13 protein-coding genes are annotated in these 17,107 nt (G+C 69.1%); 5 read left to right on the top strand and 8 right to left on the bottom strand.

The window, feature by feature from the left end; all coding sequences use genetic code 11:
* Positions 1-84: 84 nt before the first annotated feature.
* The 4 genes from grxD to FHW84_RS03345 all read right to left on the bottom strand — a co-directional run bounded on the left by grxD (position 85) and on the right by FHW84_RS03345 (position 4,068).
* A complete protein-coding gene (gene grxD, locus FHW84_RS03360; RefSeq protein WP_167252685.1) occupies positions 85-1,008 on the bottom strand; it encodes a Grx4 family monothiol glutaredoxin in 924 nt (307 codons plus the stop codon).
* A 258-nt stretch (positions 1,009-1,266) separates the two neighbouring features.
* Positions 1,267-2,124 (bottom strand): UDP-2,3-diacylglucosamine diphosphatase, encoded by an 858-nt coding sequence (locus FHW84_RS03355; RefSeq protein WP_167252684.1) that lies wholly within the window; start codon positions 2,122-2,124, stop codon positions 1,267-1,269.
* A 101-nt stretch (positions 2,125-2,225) separates the two neighbouring features.
* Positions 2,226-2,822 carry an SGNH/GDSL hydrolase family protein gene (locus FHW84_RS03350; protein WP_167252683.1) on the bottom strand — a complete coding sequence of 199 codons (597 nt, stop codon included), beginning with the start codon at positions 2,820-2,822 and terminating at the stop codon, positions 2,226-2,228.
* Between the two features lie 7 nt (positions 2,823-2,829).
* Positions 2,830-4,068 carry an aminotransferase class I/II-fold pyridoxal phosphate-dependent enzyme gene (locus tag FHW84_RS03345; protein ID WP_167252682.1) on the bottom strand — a complete coding sequence of 413 codons (1,239 nt, stop codon included), beginning with the start codon at positions 4,066-4,068 and terminating at the stop codon, positions 2,830-2,832.
* Positions 4,069-4,207: 139 nt separating this feature from the next.
* Here FHW84_RS03345 and rsgA point away from each other — a divergent pair, with 139 nt between their 5' ends.
* The 4 genes from rsgA to aceE all read left to right on the top strand — a co-directional run bounded on the left by rsgA (position 4,208) and on the right by aceE (position 12,065).
* Complete coding sequence (rsgA, locus tag FHW84_RS03340) at positions 4,208-5,260, top strand: ribosome small subunit-dependent GTPase A (RefSeq protein ID WP_167252681.1); 1,053 nt, start codon at positions 4,208-4,210, stop codon at positions 5,258-5,260.
* Between the two features lie 25 nt (positions 5,261-5,285).
* Positions 5,286-6,560 (top strand): flavohemoglobin expression-modulating QEGLA motif protein, encoded by a 1,275-nt coding sequence (locus FHW84_RS03335; RefSeq protein ID WP_167252680.1) that lies wholly within the window; start codon positions 5,286-5,288, stop codon positions 6,558-6,560.
* Positions 6,561-6,745: 185 nt separating this feature from the next.
* Entirely contained in the window at positions 6,746-9,031 is a 2,286-nt protein-coding gene (locus FHW84_RS03330) for an NADP-dependent malic enzyme (protein WP_167252679.1), read from the top strand.
* A 340-nt stretch (positions 9,032-9,371) separates the two neighbouring features.
* Positions 9,372-12,065 carry a pyruvate dehydrogenase (acetyl-transferring), homodimeric type gene (aceE, locus tag FHW84_RS03325; RefSeq protein WP_167252678.1) on the top strand — a complete coding sequence of 898 codons (2,694 nt, stop codon included), beginning with the start codon at positions 9,372-9,374 and terminating at the stop codon, positions 12,063-12,065.
* A gap of 150 nt (positions 12,066-12,215) precedes the next feature.
* Here aceE and FHW84_RS03320 read toward each other — a convergent pair whose 3' ends face one another.
* The 3 genes from FHW84_RS03320 to FHW84_RS03310 all read right to left on the bottom strand — a co-directional run bounded on the left by FHW84_RS03320 (position 12,216) and on the right by FHW84_RS03310 (position 14,616).
* A complete protein-coding gene (locus tag FHW84_RS03320) occupies positions 12,216-12,545 on the bottom strand; it encodes a hypothetical protein (protein WP_167252677.1) in 330 nt (109 codons plus the stop codon).
* Between the two features lie 100 nt (positions 12,546-12,645).
* Positions 12,646-13,320 (bottom strand): glutathione S-transferase, encoded by a 675-nt coding sequence (locus FHW84_RS03315; RefSeq protein ID WP_167252676.1) that lies wholly within the window; start codon positions 13,318-13,320, stop codon positions 12,646-12,648.
* Positions 13,321-13,350: 30 nt separating this feature from the next.
* Complete coding sequence (locus FHW84_RS03310; protein WP_167252675.1) at positions 13,351-14,616, bottom strand: MFS transporter; 1,266 nt, start codon at positions 14,614-14,616, stop codon at positions 13,351-13,353.
* A gap of 133 nt (positions 14,617-14,749) precedes the next feature.
* On the opposite strand from FHW84_RS03310, the gene FHW84_RS03305 reads away from it, so the two are divergent.
* Complete coding sequence (locus tag FHW84_RS03305; RefSeq protein WP_167252674.1) at positions 14,750-15,055, top strand: DUF3247 family protein; 306 nt, start codon at positions 14,750-14,752, stop codon at positions 15,053-15,055.
* A gap of 99 nt (positions 15,056-15,154) precedes the next feature.
* Here the strand turns inward: FHW84_RS03305 and FHW84_RS03300 are convergent, their stop codons facing one another.
* Positions 15,155-16,975: an FAD-binding protein gene (locus FHW84_RS03300; protein ID WP_167252673.1), complete on the bottom strand. Its 1,821-nt coding sequence runs from the start codon at positions 16,973-16,975 to the stop codon at positions 15,155-15,157.
* Positions 16,976-17,107: the final 132 nt, after the last annotated feature.

Raw genomic sequence — 17,107 nt, 5'->3', positions numbered from 1 at the left:
TTTTGACCGGTTTTTTTCGTACGCCGGAAACGCCAGCGGGGCCCGTAGGCCCCGCTTTTTACTAGGAATTTTTCCTAGATCGAATCAGTAGCGCGGCACGCTCGGATCGATCTCCGCCGCCCACGCGTCCATGCCGCCCTGCACGTTGTAGACGTTGCTGAAGCCGTGCGCGGCGAAACGCTCGGCCACGCCGCGGCTGGATACGCCGTGGTGGCAGATGAAGGCGATGGCGGTGTCCTTGGGCAGGGCGGCCAGGCTGTCGTAGCCGACCTCGTCCAGCACGCGGGCCTGGGCCAGCGGAGCGGCCTGGGCGCGGCCGTGGGCCGGGCGCACGTCGACCAGCACCAGGTCGCCGGCGGCCAGGCGCGCCTGCAGCTCCTGCACGGTCAGGCTCTTGATCTCCTGCGCGCCGGGGAACTTGAGGCTCAGGCCCTCGCCCTGCACGGTGGACACCCAGTCGATCACGATGCCCTTGGCGCGCTGGGCGCTGCCCGGGTCGAAGTGCACTTCGATGCCGTTGCTGCTGGACACGATGTCGTGGTCGCCGGCCGGCGCCAGCTGGAAGCCGGCGCTATGGTCCGGGCCGATCTCCAGGTGCAGGGCCAGGCCCTGCGCATTGGCCGTGCCCTGGCGGATCGCTTCGGCGGCCTTGTCGGTGATGGTGATCTCGGGGGCGCTGCGGTCCGGCGGGGTGGCGCCGAACAGGCTGTGCAGCTCGCCGCTGGTGTACATCTGGCGAATGATGTCGGCGCCGCCGACCAGCTCGCCTTCCACGTACAGCTGCGGGATGGTCGGCCATTCGCCGTAGGCCTTGATGCCTTCGCGGATTTCCGGGTCTTCCAGCACGTTCACCGTGTGGTAGTCGGGCAGCAGCTCGTTGAGGGTGTTGGTGGCCGCGGCGGAGAAGCCGCACATCGGCTGCTGGCGGGTGCCCTTCATGAACAGCACCACGCGGTGGTTCTTGAGCAGGGTTTCGATGCGTTCGCGGGTGGCGCTGTCGAGGGACATCAGGGGGGACTCCGGTAAAGAGGGGCAATGATACGCCCCCTGCATATGCCGGCGCCCCGGGGCGGCTTCAAGCGTAGGTTGGGGTGAGCGCAGCGAACCCCAACGCCGCGATCACGGGGAAGATTTGTTGGGGTTCGCCTTTGGCTCACCCCAACCTACGTTCAGGGGCGAGCGGCGAGGACGCGGCCCGCATCCTGCGGCGGCGCGTCCTTATCGCCCCGCGTCCTCGCCGCTCGTCCCTGGCGCAAGCCCCTGCGCTCAGGCCGCCGGGCGCAGCTCCGAGAGATTGCGCCGGTGCCGGGCCAGGGGCGCCAGCGCCAGGCCGGAGGCGGGCGAGGGCAGCACCAGCTCGCGGCTGGCGCGGCCGAGCGCGGCCGGCTGCTCGCTCCAGTGGATCAGCTCCATGGCGCCGGTGTGGTCCTCGACCAGGGCGGTGCAGTGCTCCACCCAGTCGCCGTCGTTGAGGTACAGCACACCGCCCATGTCGCGCACGTGGCCGAAATGGATGTGGCCGCAGATATGCCCGTCGAAGCCGCGCTCGCGCGCATCGGCGGCGACGCGTTCCTCGTAGGCGCGGATATAGGCCAGCGCCTTGCGGATATGCGACTTGACGATGATCGACAGCGGCAGGTAGGGCAGCTCCAGCCGGCGCCGCATGGCGTGCACGCGGCGGTTGGTCCAGCAGATGAAGCGGTGCATCACCTCGCCCAGGTGCAGCATCCAGGTGCGGCCGATCTGTTCCGGATCGAATTCGTCGCCGTGGCTGACCCGGTAGCGGCGCCCGTCGGCGCCTTCGTGCACGGCATCCAGCGCGATGCGCACACCGCCGAAGCTCTGCCCGGCCAGGCCGCGCAGCGGGGCGTCGTGGTTGCCGGGGATATAGATCACCTCGATCCCCCGCCGCGCCATGTCCAGCACTTCGGCCAGCACCGCGCCGTGGTCGGCATGCCACCAGATGCGCTTCGAAAGCGCTTCCATGTCGATGATGTCGCCGACGAGATAGAGCTTCTCGCAGCGCAGCTTGCGCAGGAAGTCGAGCAGGTAGGAAGCCTTGCAGTCAGGCGTGCCCAGATGCACGTCGGAGATGAAGGCGCTGCGGCAGTGGAAGGTCGCCATGGCTGTCTCTCCCGGTGGTATCCGGGAGCTCAGTCTGCGCGGGGCAGGTCACCGGCTCGTGGCGGCGCGGTTGCAGCTTTGTTGCGATGCGAAAGGGGTGCTCAGGCCAGCAGGGCGCGCGCGGCCGGCAGCGCGGCTTCGGCCCATAGCGCGTATTGCGCGGCGGAGGGATGCAGGCCGTCGTCGGCGAGCAGGGCGGGGAAGTCGCGCGAGATCGGCGCGATGTCCACGAAGGCCGCGCCCATGGAGCGGGTTTCCGCGGCGGCGACGGCGTTGAAGGCGTCCAGCTCCGCGGCGATGCGCGCGGTGTCGCGGCCGCTGTCGCGGGCGAACGGGGTGACGCCCCAGTCCGGAATCGACAGCACCAGCACGCGGCCGGGGCGGCCGCCGGCCAGCGCGATCGCGCGTTCCAGCAGGCGGCGGAGTTCACCTCGGTACGCGTCGGCGGAACGGCCGCGGTACTGGTTGTTGACGCCGATCAGCAGGCTGGCCAGGTCGTATGGCGGCGCGAACGCGGCGGCGTCCATCGCCGCCGAGAGTTCGTCGGTGGTCCAGCCGGTGGTGGCGAGGATGGTGGGGTCCGCCAGCGCCACGCCCTGCGCGCGCAGGGCGGCGGCCAGGCGCATCGGCCAGCGGCCCTCGGCGGGCACGCCTTCGCCGATGGTGTAGGAATCGCCGAGCGCGAGATAGCTGAGCATGCCCCGCTCAGGCGACCGCGCGCGCCTGCTGTCCCTCGGCCATGCGCGCGAGCACGCGCTCGATGCGCACGAACACCTCGCGCAGCTGTTCCGGCGGCGGCAGCAGGGTCAGGCGCAGATGGCGGCTGGCCGGCACGTTGAAGCTGCTGCCCGGCACCACCAGCACCGATTCTTCTTCCAGCAGGCGCAGGGCGAAGGCGTTGTCGTCGAAATGCGGCACGCGGTCGGCGCGCACGCGCGGGAATGCGTACAGCGCGCCGCCGGGGGCGACCAGGTCGAGGAATTCGCTCTGCGCCACGCCTTCCAGGATCATCCGCCGCGCCTCGTGCAGCCGCCCGCCGGGCGAAGTGAGCGCGCCGATGGTCGGCTTGCTCTCCAGCGCCGGGCGCACCGCCCATTGCGCGGTGACGTTCGCGCACAGGCGCAGCGCGGCCAGCAGCTGCAGGGCGTCGCGGTAGTCGTGGGTGCGCGACGGGTCGCCGGAAAGGCTCATCCAGCCCACCCGGTAGCCGCAGGCGCGGTGCACCTTGCTCAAGCCCCCGAAACTGACGCAGGGCACGTCGCCGGCCACCCGGGCGAGCGGCTCGAACTGCGCGCCGTCGTAGAGGATCTCGTCGTAGATCTCGTCGGTGAGCAGCAGCAGGTGATGGCGCTCGGCGATGCGCACGATGCGCTCCAGCAGCTCGCGCGGATACACGGCGCCGGTGGGGTTGTTCGGATTGATCAGCACGATCGCGCGGGTGCGCGCGGTGACCAGGGCCTCGATTTCGTCCGGATCGGGCAGGTGGCCGTTCTCGGCCAGGCAGCGGTAATAGCGCGGCTGGCCGTCGTTGAGGATGGTGGCGGCGCTCCACAGCGGATAGTCCGGGCTGGGCAGCAGCACTTCGTCGCCCGGCTGCAGCAGGGCGCGCAGGCTCAGGTCGATCAGTTCGCTGACGCCGTTGCCGACGAACACGCGCTCCACTTCCACGCCGCGCGCGCCGCGGGCGCGCTGCTGGGCGGCGATGGTCTCGCGGGCTTCTTCCAGGCCCTGCTCGTGGCCATAGGCTTCGCTGTCGCGCAGGTGGGCGGCGATGGCTTCGCGCAGGTGGGGCGGGGTTTCGAAGCCGTAGCGGCCCGGGTTGCCGATATTGAGCTTGATGATCGGCAGGCCGGCGGCCTCCAGTTCACGCGAACGACGGGTAAGGGCGCCGCGGATTTCGTAGCGCACTTCAGCCAGGTGCGCACTGGGTTTGATCGGGGCCAACGTCTTGGATCCTTCGAGTGCTCAGCGCTGTGCGGCGCTTTTGGGGGTGCTTCCGCATGCTAGCAGCGGCCGTCGGGCCGTGCGAGGCGTGCGCTGGCCCGATTCCGGGCGACGTGCGGGCAGGGCATAATCGCCCGTCATGACTCAGGCCGAGACCATCGAACGTCTGCGCAGCGTCGGCTGGCGCGGCGATGCCCTCCCGGAAGGCAATCTCCGGCTGGCCCGGGTGGTGGCGCAGCACCGCGCCGGCTACGAGCTGCACGATGGTGCCTCATTGTTCGGGGCGCAGCCTGCCGGACATTTCCTGAAACGCGGCCTGGATCCCGCCGAACGCCCGTCGGTGGGCGATTTCGTCGAGCTGGAACCGGGCAGCCCGCCGCATATCGTCAAGGTACTGCCGCGCCGCACCGTGCTGTCGCGCGCCGCGGCCGGGGAGCGCTACGAGCGCCAGATCATCGCCACCAATATCGACTACGTGCTGGTGCTGACCGGCCTGGACGGCGACTTCAACCCCGCGCGCATCGAGCGCTATCTGTCGCTGACCGAGGATTCCGGCGCCCAGCCGGTGGTGCTGCTGAGCAAGCTGGATATCCGCGAGGACGCCGAGGCCCTGGTCGCCAACCTGCGCGCGCGCCTGCCCGCCGGCACGCCGATCCACGCGGTCAACGGCAAGGACCCGGCCAGCGCGGCCGAGCTGGCGCGCTACCTGCAGCCGGGCGACAGCGCGGTGCTGGTCGGTTCCTCCGGCGCGGGCAAATCCACCCTCACCAACACCTTGCTGGGCAGGGAGCGCATGGCCACCGGCGAAGTGCGCTCGCACGACAGCCGCGGCCGCCACACCACCACGCACCGCGCCCTGCTGCAGCTGCCCAGCGGCGGCTGCCTGATCGACACGCCCGGCATGCGCGAGCTGAAGCTCACCGGCGAGGAAAACCTCGACCTGTTCGCCGACATCGACGCCCTGGCCGAACGCTGCCGCTTCGCCGACTGCGGCCACGGCAGCGAGCCGGGCTGCGCGGTGCAGGCGGCGCTGGACAACGGCGACCTCTCCGCCGAGCGCTGGCGCAATTACCTCAAGCTGCGCGACGAGCGCGAAGAACAGGCCGCCACGCTGGAGGCGCGCCTGCGCCGGCAGCGCGGCGGACGTCCGCCGACCAAGCCGCACGGGCATCGCGGACGCGACAAAGAATGAAGTACCCCCGGGTCAGGAGCCAGCCATGAACGCCGTCACCGCCACGCTCACGCCCACCCTGCAACGCTACGCCGAGCTCGATCAGCGTCTGCTCGCCGCGGTCAAGGCCATCCGCATCCTGCCCACCGTGGCCTGGCCGGCCACTTTGGAAAACCGCCTGATCGCCGCCTTCACCAAGGGCGATTTCAGCCTGCCGCAGGTCGACTACCCGCGCCCGGACCTGTCCGAGGCGCGCGCCGAGCTGGCCAGGATCGAACGCGAAGCCGGCCACGACGACCCGATGGGCGAATACCTGTGCCGCACCGCCGAGTCCTGGCGCATCGCCGCCGAAATGCTCGAGGCGGTGGGCACGGCCGGCTTCACCGCGCCGTCGATCGTGCTGTACGGCCGCCCGGGCGACCCGATCCCCGGCAGCGACCGCAGCAACCTCGATGCGGCGCGCTACTTCGTGGAGCTGTCGGACGAACTGGGCTCGGACCTGCTCGGCGACGACGACAGCGCCACCATGCAGGCCGACGTGCTGCGCGCCGACCTGGCCGCCACGCTGGACCGCTTCTTCGGCGAAGGCGTCATCAACGTCGAGGTCGACGACGAACTCACCGCCAAGGCCGCGGCCGGCGCCACCCGCATCCGCCTGCGCGGCGGCACGCGCTTCAGCGAGTACGACCGCCACCAGCTGCTGGCCCACGAGGCCTACGTGCATTCGCTGACCGCGCTCAACGGCCGCGCCCAGCCGGTGCTGGCCTCGCTGGCGCGCACCTCGCCGCGGGTCACGGCCACGCAGGAAGGGCTGGCGGTGTTCGCCGAGCTGATGTCCGGCGCGATCGACATCGCGCGGCTCAAGCGCATCAGCCTGCGCATCCTGGCCATCGACATGGCGCTCAACGGCGCCGACTTCGTCGAGGTCTACAAGTACTTTTCCGACTGCGGGCAGAACCCGTTCGACAGCTTCCACTCGGCCCAGCGCGTGTTCCGCGGCGTGCCGCTGGACGGCGGCTCGGCCTTCGCCAAGGACAACGTGTACCTGAGCGGCCTGCTCACCGTGCACACCTTCTTCCGCTGGGCGCTCAAGCAGCGCCGCATGGACATGCTGCGCCACCTGTTCGCCGGCAAGCTGGCGCTGCACGACGTGCTGAGCCTGCAGCCGCATTTCGAATCCGGCGCGATCGTGCCGCCGCGCTGGCTGCCGCCATGGATGCAGCACGTGCACGGACTGGCCGGCAAGCTGGCGTTCTCGCTGTTCGTCAATCGCATCCATATGGGACGGGTGCAGGCCGAGAGCCTGTCATTGAGCCTCTAGCACATTCGGGCTAAGCGTCCGCCACGCGCCATGCGGCGTGGCTTAATGCCGCACATCCGCGCTCGCCATACGCGTACGTTCTTGCGCATTGCGCAAGGGAATCGCACCGGCGCGGTGCTAACATCCCGCGATGTTGCCGCCAGCGGCACTCCTATCCCTCCGCATCTCCAGCGAATCGCGCACCCATGGCACTCCCCGAAGAACTTCGACTCGCCGCCCTCGAATACCACCGCCTGCCGCGCCCCGGCAAAATCAAGGTTTCGGCCACCAAGGCCATGGTCACCCAGCGCGATCTGTCGCTGGCTTATTCGCCCGGCGTGGCCTACGCCTGCGAAGCCATCGTCGAGGACGCCAACGCCGCCAGCGAGATGACCGCGCGCGGCAACCTGGTGGCGGTGATCACCAACGGCACCGCGGTGCTGGGCCTGGGCGACATCGGCCCGCTGGCGGGCAAGCCGGTGATGGAAGGCAAGGGCGTGCTGTTCCAGAAGTTCGCCGGCATCGACGTGTTTGACATCGAGATCGACGAGCGCGACCCGGACAAGCTGGTCGACATCATCGCCAGCCTCGAGCCCACCTTCGGCGGCATCAACCTGGAAGACATCAAGGCGCCGGAGTGCTTCATCGTCGAGCGCAAGCTGCGCGAGCGCATGAAGATCCCGGTATTCCACGACGACCAGCACGGCACCGCGATTATCGTGGGCGCCGCCGTGCTCAACGCGCTGGAAGTGGTGGGCAAGAAGATCGGGGACGTGAAGCTGGCCACCGCCGGCGCCGGCGCGGCCGGCATCGCCTGCCTGGACATGCTGGTGGCGCTGGGCCTCAAGCCTGAGCACATCCTCGCCTACGACCGCGAAGGCGTGCTGTACACCGGCCGCGATCAGATGGACCCGGACAAGCAGCGCTATGCGCGCGACACCAAGGCGCGCACCCTGGCCGAGATCGTCGACGGCGCGGACATCTTCCTGGGCCTGTCCGCCGGCGGCGTGCTCAAGCCCGAGATGGTCGCCACCATGGCGCGCCAGCCGATCATCCTGGCGCTGGCCAATCCGAATCCCGAGATCCTGCCGGAGGACGCCAAGCGCGTGCGGCCGGACTGCATCATCGCGACGGGCCGTTCGGACTATCCGAACCAGGTCAACAACGCGCTGTGCTTCCCCTATATCTTCCGCGGCGCGCTGGACGTCGGCGCCACCGGCATCAACGAGGCGATGAAGACCGCCTGCGTGCGCGCCATCGCCGAGCTGGCCCGCATGGAAGCCGGCGACCTGGCCAGCGCCTACGGCGGCGACGTGCCGACCTTCGGCGAGGAATACCTGATCCCGCGCCCGTTCGACCCGCGCCTGCTGGTGATGCTGGCCCCGGCGGTGGCGCAGGCGGCGATGGATTCGGGCGTGGCCACGCGTCCCATCACCGACATGGACGCCTACAAGGAAAAGCTCGGCCAGTTCATCTACCGCACCGGCCTGCTGATGAAGCCGGTGTACGAGCGCGCCCGCGCCGACCGCCAGCGCGTGGTCTATGCCGAGGGCGAGGAAGAGACCGTGCTGCGCGCCGTGCAGACGGTGATCGACGAGCGCCTGGCCTTCCCGATCCTGATCGGCCGCCCCAGCGTGATCGAGACGCGCATCCAGCGCCTCGGCCTGCGCATGAAGGCCGGCGTCGATTTCGAGCTGACCAATATCGACGACGATCCGCGCTTCAACGAGTACTGGCAGCAGTACCACGCGCTCACCGAACGCCGCGGCGTGTCGCCGGCGGCGGCCAAGAACCTGCTGCGCTCGCGGCCCACGCTCATCGCCGCGCTGATGGTCGAGCGCGGCGAGGCGGACGCGATGATCTGCGGCCTGGTCGGGCGCTTCCACAAGAAGCTCGGCTACCTGCGCAGCGTGTTCGGGCTGGACCCGGGCGTGCAGTGCACCTCGGCCATGACCGGCGTGATCAACGACCAGGGCGCCTGGTTCTTCCTGGACACCCACGTGCAGGTCGACCCCACTGCCGAGCAGATCGCCGAGGCCACCCTGCAGGCCAGCTACCGCCTGAAGCTGTTCGGCATCGAGCCGAAGGTGGCGCTGCTGTCGCATTCCAACTACGGCAGCCACGACAACCCCAGCGCGGCGAAGATGCGCAAGGTCTACGAACTGCTGAAGTCGCGCCTGCCGAAGCTGGAGATGGACGGCGAGATGCAGGCCGACACCGCCTGGGACGAGGGCCTGCGCACGCGCATGTTCCCCAACACCACGCTGACCGGCCGCGCCAACCTGTTCGTGATGCCGAACCTGGACGCCGCCAACATCACCTACAACATGGTGCGGGTGATGACCGACGGCGTGGCGATCGGCCCGATCCTGATGGGCGTGGACAAGCCGGCGCACATCCTGACCCCGGCCTCGACGCCGCGCCGGGTGGTCAATATGACGGCGATTGCGGCGGTGGATGCGCAGATTCGGGCGCAGCAGAAGAGCCGCTGATGCTGTGAGCCCCTCTCCCACTGGGAGAGGGGTTGGGGTGAGGGTACGGCCGGAGCGCAAGAGTGATGTGCACCGCTCCGGCCGAACCCTCATCCGGCTGCCGCCACCTTCTCCCAGAGGGAGAAGGGTTCCAGCTTCAAGGTTTATCGAGAACCGGCGCTCACCACGCCGGTTCTTTTTTGCCATTTCTAAATAAGCCCCAGCCCCCATGCGGCCCCGTATCGACCCCCGTCGAATTGGCGGCCCGACCCCGCCGGAGCTAAACTCGGACGGTTCCCGCATCCCCGATGCACCACCTGCAGCCGCGCCGGTTCCCGGCGTCGCGGAGAGAAGACTCCCCATGGATCAGCTCGACGACATCCTCCACCAGGACCTCGACCCCACCGAAACCCAGGAATGGGTCGATTCGCTCAATGCGGTCATCAACCACGACGGCACCGAGCGCGCGCACTACCTGCTGGAAAAGATGGTCGACTCGACCCGTCGCGCCGGCGGCTACCTGCCGTTCAATCCCACCACCGAATACGTCAACACCATCGCCCCGGCCAACGAGGCGAAGATGAGCGGCGACGCGGCGATCGAGTGGCGCATCCGCACCCTCGTCCGCTGGAACGCCATGGCGATGGTGGTGCGCGCCAACCGCAAGCCGGGCGAACTGGGCGGGCATATCGCCAGCTTCGCGTCCTCGGCCACGCTGTACGACGTGGGCTTCAACCATTTCTGGCGCGCACCCAGCGCCGACCACCCGGGCGACCTGGTGTTCCACCAGGGCCATTCCAGCCCGGGCATCTACGCGCGCTCCTTCCTGGAAGGCCGCATCGGCGAAGACCAGCTCGACCTGTTCCGCATGGAAGTGGCGGGCAAGGGCCGTGGCCTGTCCTCGTACCCGCATCCGTGGCTGATGCCGGATTACTGGCAGGTGCCCACCGTGTCGATGGGCCTGGGTCCGATCCAGGCCATCTACCAGGCGCAGTTCTGGAAGTACCTGGAGCACCGCGGCCTGGTGCCGAAGTCCGACCGGAAGATCTGGTGCTTCATGGGCGACGGCGAGACGGACGAGCCCGAGTCGCTCGGCGCCATCTCGCTGGCCGGCCGCGAAGGCCTGGACAACCTGGTGTTCGTGATCAACTGCAACCTGCAGCGCCTGGACGGCCCGGTGCGCGGCAACGGCAAGATCATCCAGGAGCTGGAAGGCGTGTTCCGCGGCGCCGGCTGGAACGCCATCAAGGTGATCTGGGGCAGCTACTGGGATCCGCTCCTGGCGCGCGACAAGGACGGCGTGCTGCAGAAGCTGATGATGGAAACCATCGACGGCGAATACCAGGCCTGCAAGGCCTTCGGCGGCGCGTACACGCGCGAGCATTTCTTCGGCAAGTATCCGCAGACGCGCGAGATGGTCGCCAACCTCAGCGACGACGACATCTGGCGCCTCAACCGCGGCGGCCACGATCCGCACAAGGTCTATGCGGCCTACCACCAGGCGGTGAACACCAAGGGCATGCCCACGGTGATCCTGGCCAAGACGGTGAAGGGCTACGGCATGGGCGCGGCCGGCGAGTCGCAGAACCCCACGCACCAGCAGAAGAAGCTGGACGACGAAGCCGTGCGCCACTTCCGCGACCGCTTCAACATCCCGGTCACCGACGACAAGCTCAAGGACGTGCCGTACTACCACCCCGGCAAGGACTCGCCGGAAGTGCAGTACATGCTGGAGCGCCGCCGCGCGCTGGGCGGCTCGCTGCCGCAGCGCCGCCGCACCTCCGACGTGAAGCTGAAGGCGCCGGAGCTGTCGGCGTTCGAGCAGATCACCAAGGGCACCGGCGAGCGCGAGATCTCCACCACCATGGCCCTGGTGCGCGGCATGAACCTGCTGCTGCGCGACAAGCAGATCGGCGAGCGCATCGTGCCGATCGTGGCCGACGAGGCGCGCACCTTCGGCATGGAAGGCATGTTCCGCCAGATCGGCATCTACGCGCCGTTCGGCCAGAAGTACCGCCCGCAGGACGCCGACCAGCTGCTGTACTACCGCGAAGACCAGAAGGGCCAGGTGCTGCAGGAAGGCATCTCCGAGGCCGGCGGCATGGCCGCCTGGATGGCCGCGGCCACCAGCTACAGCATCAGCAACCAGCCGATGCTGCCGTTCTTCATCTACTACTCCATGTTCGGTTTCCAGCGCATCGGCGACCTGGCCTGGGCGGCCGGCGACATGCGCGCGCGCGGCTTCCTGATCGGCGGCACCTCCGGCCGCACCACGCTCAACGGCGAGGGCCTGCAGCACGAGGACGGCCATTCGCACCTGCTGTCCGGCGCGATCCCGAACGTGAAGTCGTACGACCCGACCTTCTCCTACGAAGTGGCGGTGATCATGCAGGACGGTACGCGCCGCATGCTCCAGGAGCAGGAGGACGTGTACTACTACATCACCGTGATGAACGAGAACTACAGCCATCCGGACCTGCCGGCCGGCGTGGAAGAGCACATCATCAAGGGCATGTACCTGTTCAAGGACGCCGGCAAGCCGAAGAAGGGCGAACCGCGCGTGCAGTTGCTCGGTTCCGGCACCATCCTGCGCGAGGTGATCGCCGCGGCCGAACTGCTGGAGAAGGATTTCGGCGTCACCGCCGACATCTGGTCCGTGCCCAGCTTCAGCGAAGTGCGCCGCGACGGTTTCGACGCCGAGCGCTGGAACCGCCTGCATCCGGAAGCCGAACAGCGCGTGCCGCACGTCACCGCCCTGCTGCAGGGCCGCCAGGGCCCGGCCATCGCCGCCACCGACTACGTGCGCGAGTTCGCCGACCAGATCCGCGCCTTCGTGCCGGACGGCATGCGCTACACCGTGCTGGGCACCGACGGCTTCGGCCGCTCGGACACGCGCGAGCACCTGCGCGGCTTCTTCGAGGTGGACCGCTACTGGATCGCCCAGGCCGCGCTGTCGGCGCTGGCGAAGGAAGGCAAGGTCAATCCGAAGGACGTGGCGCGTGCGATGAAGGAGTACAAGCTGGATCCGGAGAAGCCGAATCCGCTGTACGTCTGATGCGCAGGCGTTGAGAGAAGTAACAAAAAACCCGCCGGAAGGCGGGTTTTTTTATTCTGTCGCGTCACCCGCCGGAAGGCGGGTTTTTTTTATTCTGTCGCGTCACCCGCCGGAAGGCGGGTTTTTTGTTTAGCCGTCTGAACGCCGGGATCAATCGTCGTCGCGGAGCGCCCGGCGCAGCAGCAGGAAGGCGCCGATGGTGCCGGCCACGATCGCCGCGGTCGCCACCGGATGGCGGCTCACCTGGCGGCGCAGGCGGCGGTACTGGTAGTTCGCCTCGTCGGCGATGTCCTCGGCGGCGTGCGAGAGGCGGCGGGCGTAGTCGACCTTGTCGCGGCCGAAGCGGCGGCGCAGGTTGCGGCCGCGCTCGACCAGGTCGTCGGCGTGGCTGCCCGCGACGTCCGCGTAATGGCGTGCGCGGTCGCGCATCTGGTCGCCGATGCCGTTGATGGTGCTCTCGATATCGCGTTGACGGCCCATGGCAGTTCTCCTCCGATGCAGGGTTAAAGACCATGCCAGCGCCATCGTGAGCGGTGTGTAAACAGCGCCGGCAAGGTTCAGCAAAGTGCTTGATTCGCCTTCAATCCACCATCGAATAAGGGCCGCCGCGCTCCAGCGCGCGGCGATACGCCGGCCGCGCATGGATGCGCTGGAGGAAATCCCACAGGCGCGGATGGCTGGCCGCGGTGAGTCCCGCGCGCGAGGCGGCGGCCTCCACCGGGAAACTCAGCTGGATATCGGCCGCGCCGAACTGCTCGCCGCCGAACCAGGGCGCCTTGGCCAGCTCGCCTTCCAGATAGGCCAGGTGGTTCTTGAGCTGCGGATCGACGAACACCCGCTGCACCTTGCCGGCGATGCCGCGCAGCAGCGGCTTGACGAAGAACGGCACCGGGTTCCTGGGCAGGCGCTGGAACACCAGCTTCAGCAGCAGCGGCGGCATCGCCGAACCTTCGGCGTAGTGCAGCCAGTACGTGCTGCGCAGGCGCTCCGGCGTGCCCGGCGCCGGCAGCAGGCGGCCGTTGCCGTAGCGGTCGGCGAGGTATTCGATGATGGCGCCGGACTCGGCCAGGGTCAGCTCGCCGTCGGTGATCACCGGCGACTTGCCCAGCGGATGGATGCGGCGCAGTTCCGGCGGCGCCAGCAGGGTCTTGGGATCGCGCTGGTAATGCTTGATCTCGTACGGCAGCTCCAGCTCTTCCAGCAGCCACAGGATGCGCTGCGAGCGGGAGTTGTTGAGATGGTGGACGGTGATCATCGGATTCCCTTCATGGCCGGCGACGTGGCATTACAGCGTATTGGCCGCATGTTCGCCCGCCTCGGCGGGGTCCGGTTCCGCATGCAGCTTCTGGCGCCGGCGCAGGGAGGGGAACATCCACATCCACAGGCCCACCACCACCAGGGTGCCGATGCCGCCGATCAGCGTGGCGTTGACCGCGCCCAGCCAGGCGGCGAGCAGGCCGGATTCGAACTCGCCCAGCTGGTTGGAGGTATTGATGAAGATCGCATTGACCGCGCTCACCCGCCCGCGCATGTCGTCCGGCGTGTCCAGCTGCACCAGCGCGCCGCGGATCACCATGCTGACCATGTCGAACGCGCCCAGCGCGAACAGCGCCACCAGCGAAAGCCACAGCCAGGTGGATACCGCGAACACCAGCGTCGCCACGCCGAAGCCCGCCACCGAGGCGAACATCAGCGTGCCCACGCGCCGCTCCAGGTTGTGCCGCGCCAGCCATACCGACATCAGCAGCGCGCCCACCGCCGGCGCCGCGCGCAGCAGGCCTAAGCCCCAGGGGCCGGTGTGCAGCACGTCCTTGGCGAAGATCGGCAGCAGCGCGGTGGCGCCGCCGAGCAGCACGGCGAACAGGTCCAGCGAGATCACGCCGAGCACGTCCGGCCGCGCGCGGATGAAATGCACGCCGGCGAACAAGGTCTTCAAGGTGGCCGGTTCGCGCTTCGGCTGCGCCTGCTCGTAGCGCAGACGGCTCATCAGCAGCACCGCGGCCAGATACAGCAGCGCGCACACCACGTACACCACGCCGGGGCCGGCCACATACAGCAGGCCGCCCAGTGCCGGGCCCATGATCATCGCCGCCTGGCCGGCCGAACCGTTCACCGCCATCGCGCGGCCCAGCAGCGCGGGCGGCACCAGCGCCGGCAGCATCGACTGCATCGCCGGAAACTCGAAGGCCTTGGCCACGCCGATCACGAACACCAGGGCCAGGATGCCGGCCTCGTGCGCCGCATGCAGCAGGCTGAGCGCGGCGAGCACGGCGATGGCGAGCAGGTCGACGATCTGCCCCAGCAGCACGATGCGCCGCCGCTCGAACTGGTCGGCCACGTGGCCCGCCGGCAGCGCCAGGACCACGGAGGGAATGAATTGCACCAGGCCGATCAGGCCGAGGTCGAGCGCGCGTCCGGTGATCTCGTAGATCTGCCAACCCACCGCCACCGAGAGCATCTGGAAACCGAAGCCGGAGGCGATGCGCGCGAACCAGAACTGCACGAAGGCGGGGTGTTGCCGCAGGGAGGCGGCGGAGGTCGAGTTCGACATGGGAGTCCTTGCCGGGGATCGCGCATTGTAGTCGCGCTGCCCGGCCCGCTTGACGCCATCGTGCCGCCGATTTGATCCGCGATTGCCCCGCGCGCCGCTACGGTGGGCGCAAGTTCCAACGTGGAGAGCACGCATGGCCCGGTCCGCCGAACATGTCTACACCGATGAACCCACCATCCTGGCTCTGGAAGCGCTGGTGCGCGAACTGCCGACCAACGGCCGCGTACGCCTGGAGCTGACCAATGGCGACCGCTGCGAGGGCGTGATCGTCGAACGCCCCAACGTGCAGCTCTATCTCGACCCCAGCGACCGGCGCGAAGGCATCAACGGCGAGCTGCGCCTGGAGCGCCCGGAGGCGCCGGACTGGCAGCGCCGGGTCTGGCTGGACGAGATTGCGCGGGTGGAGCATCTGGATTCGACGATGGGCAGCGAATGCTGACCACGCCTCGCCGCTGGCGTAGGTTGGGGTGAGCCACAGGCGAACCCCAACATGGCGGGATCGTGCGGGTTTGTTGGGGTTCGCTGCGCTCACCCCAACCTACGCGTGGCGGGTGAATCCGTCCGCGCTCCAGGCTTCGCTGCCCACGCCGTGGTGCACGAAGAACAATCCATCCGGATCGTAGCGACGCTTCGCCGCCGCCAGCCGCGGATAGTTGGAGCCCCAGAAGCGCTGCTGCCAGTCGCGCAGGAAGTAATCGCTCTCCGACACGTAGGAGCCCGCCTCCGGCGCCACCTTCAGCAAGGCCTGCATGGCCTGGTCGATCTTCCGCGACTGCTGGCGCGCCTGGGCCAGCTCGGGCGCGCCGCCGGGCATGCCGGCGAAGGCCGGTTCGCCGCCGCTGGCGCAGATGGCCAGCGCGAAGGCTTCCAGCATGCCGGGGTTGGTCGCGGTGTCGCGGGCGCGTTCGATCGCGTCGGCCGGCGCGCCGGCCAGTCCCTTGTTGAAGTGCAGCGCGTAGTCGAAGTGCTGCGAGGCGGCGAACAGCGCATCGGCCAGCGCGTCCTGCCGCCCGGGCTGCAGCAGCGCGGCGGGCATCCAGGCCGACTGGTAGGAGTGGATGAACCAGCCCACCTGGTCGCGGTCGCCGCGCCAGATCATGTGGTGCGCCGGCGCGCCGGGGCGGTCGTCCGGCACGATGTATTCCGGCGCGTGCTTGCGGAAGAACACCGCATCCCAGAAGTGCCGGGCGGGCAGGGCGATGGCGTGGACCGGTTCGGCCACGGTGTATTCCGGATGCTCCTTCAGCCAGGCCAGGAAGGGCTCCCAGGTCTGCTGCGCCTGTTCCTGGGTCAGGCCCTGGAACACCATCGAGATCTTCAGCGAGTCGCCGTCGCGGAAGGCCACCTGCTCGCCCCAGTGCGGGTTGAACAGCGCCTCGCGGTAGAACGCCACGAAGCGGCGGATCAGCGCGTGGAACGCTTCGCGCGAAGAGGCCTTGATGCGCCCCATCACGGCGCCGAAGAACTCCGGCAGGTCGAAGGTGCGCAGGGTCAGCCGCGTCACCACGCCCAGGCTGCCGCCGCCACCGCCCCTGATGCCCCAGAACAGTTCCGGATCGTTATAGGCATTGACCACCCGCAGCTTGCCGTCGGCGGTGACGATCTCCGCCTCCAGCAGGTTGCCGGCCGCGCTGCCGAAGCCCTTGGAGAAGCTGCCGAAGCCGCCGCTCTGGACCAGCCCCGCCACGCCCACCGTGGCGCAGCCGCCGCCCTGCACGTAGCGGCGGGCCTGGGTGGTGACCGCGTCGTAGGCGTCGATCCACAGCGCGCCGGACTGCACGCTCACCGCCGGCAGCGGCGCGGCGCGGCCGGCGGCGCCCTGCGGCACGAAGGCGTCGTGCAGCTCGATGCGGTTCATGCGGCGGGTCCACACCAGCAGCGAATCCGGCGCCTCGGAGGTGCCCTGGTAGCTGTGGCCGCCACCCTTCACCACCAGGCGCAGGCGGTGCTGGCGGGCGAAGTTCACCGCGGCGGCGACGTCGGCCGCGCTCTCGGCCGCCACGGCATAGGCACTGGGCTGGGAGGTCCAGGCGTCGGCCCAGCCGCTGGTCTGGGTCAGGGCGGGGTCGTCGCCGAGGGCGAACGGGTTGTCCAGCTGCTTCAGCGCCTGCGTGCAGGCGGCGGACGGACATTCGGCGAACGGCGAGCGCGGCTGCAGCAGGCGGCCGCCGACCTGGCGGCGCAGTTCGTCCCATTGAGCTGGAGCCGGCCAGCCGGGCTGGCCGGGGCGGACGCGCTGGAAGGCGAGCGGGCCGGCCAGCACATGGGCCGCCCTGGCGGACGGGAGCGCCCCGGCGCGCAGCGCCAGCGGCAGCAGCGGAAGGGCGAGGGAAGCTTTGAGCAGGTCGCGGCGGTTCATGGGAGTGGCTGGCTCGTGGAAGGCGCGGCGGCGCCGGATGCCACCCATGCTGTGCGGCGGGCGCCAGGCAACCCAGCGCCAGGTGATTGATCGCGGGCTGCAAGGGACGAATGGCGGACCGTGGTGACGAGC

This window comes from Dyella sp. SG562 (genome assembly GCF_011759495.1).
Taxonomy (GTDB): Bacteria; Pseudomonadota; Gammaproteobacteria; order Xanthomonadales; family Rhodanobacteraceae; genus Dyella_D; species Dyella_D marensis.
The sequence above is the reverse complement of the archived record's forward strand: the minus strand, read 5'-3'. Positions and strand labels throughout refer to the sequence as shown.

Bases quoted from the DNA above. Each gene is read 5' to 3' on its own strand.
- FHW84_RS03355 (WP_167252684.1), bottom strand. From the start codon at position 2,124: ATGGCGACCTTCCACTGCCGCAGCGCCTTCATCTCCGACGTGCATCTG.
- rsgA (WP_167252681.1), top strand. From the start codon at position 4,208: ATGACTCAGGCCGAGACCATCGAACGTCTGCGCAGCGTCGGCTGGCGC.
- FHW84_RS03320 (WP_167252677.1), bottom strand. From the start codon at position 12,545: ATGGGCCGTCAACGCGATATCGAGAGCACCATCAACGGCATCGGCGAC.
- FHW84_RS03305 (WP_167252674.1), top strand. From the start codon at position 14,750: ATGGCCCGGTCCGCCGAACATGTCTACACCGATGAACCCACCATCCTG.
- FHW84_RS03300 (WP_167252673.1), bottom strand. From the start codon at position 16,975: ATGAACCGCCGCGACCTGCTCAAAGCTTCCCTCGCCCTTCCGCTGCTG.
- FHW84_RS03350 (WP_167252683.1), bottom strand. From the start codon at position 2,822: ATGCTCAGCTATCTCGCGCTCGGCGATTCCTACACCATCGGCGAAGGC.
- FHW84_RS03330 (WP_167252679.1), top strand. From the start codon at position 6,746: ATGGCACTCCCCGAAGAACTTCGACTCGCCGCCCTCGAATACCACCGC.
- grxD (WP_167252685.1), bottom strand. From the start codon at position 1,008: ATGTCCCTCGACAGCGCCACCCGCGAACGCATCGAAACCCTGCTCAAG.
- FHW84_RS03315 (WP_167252676.1), bottom strand. From the start codon at position 13,320: ATGATCACCGTCCACCATCTCAACAACTCCCGCTCGCAGCGCATCCTG.
- FHW84_RS03310 (WP_167252675.1), bottom strand. From the start codon at position 14,616: ATGTCGAACTCGACCTCCGCCGCCTCCCTGCGGCAACACCCCGCCTTC.
- aceE (WP_167252678.1), top strand. From the start codon at position 9,372: ATGGATCAGCTCGACGACATCCTCCACCAGGACCTCGACCCCACCGAA.
- FHW84_RS03335 (WP_167252680.1), top strand. From the start codon at position 5,286: ATGAACGCCGTCACCGCCACGCTCACGCCCACCCTGCAACGCTACGCC.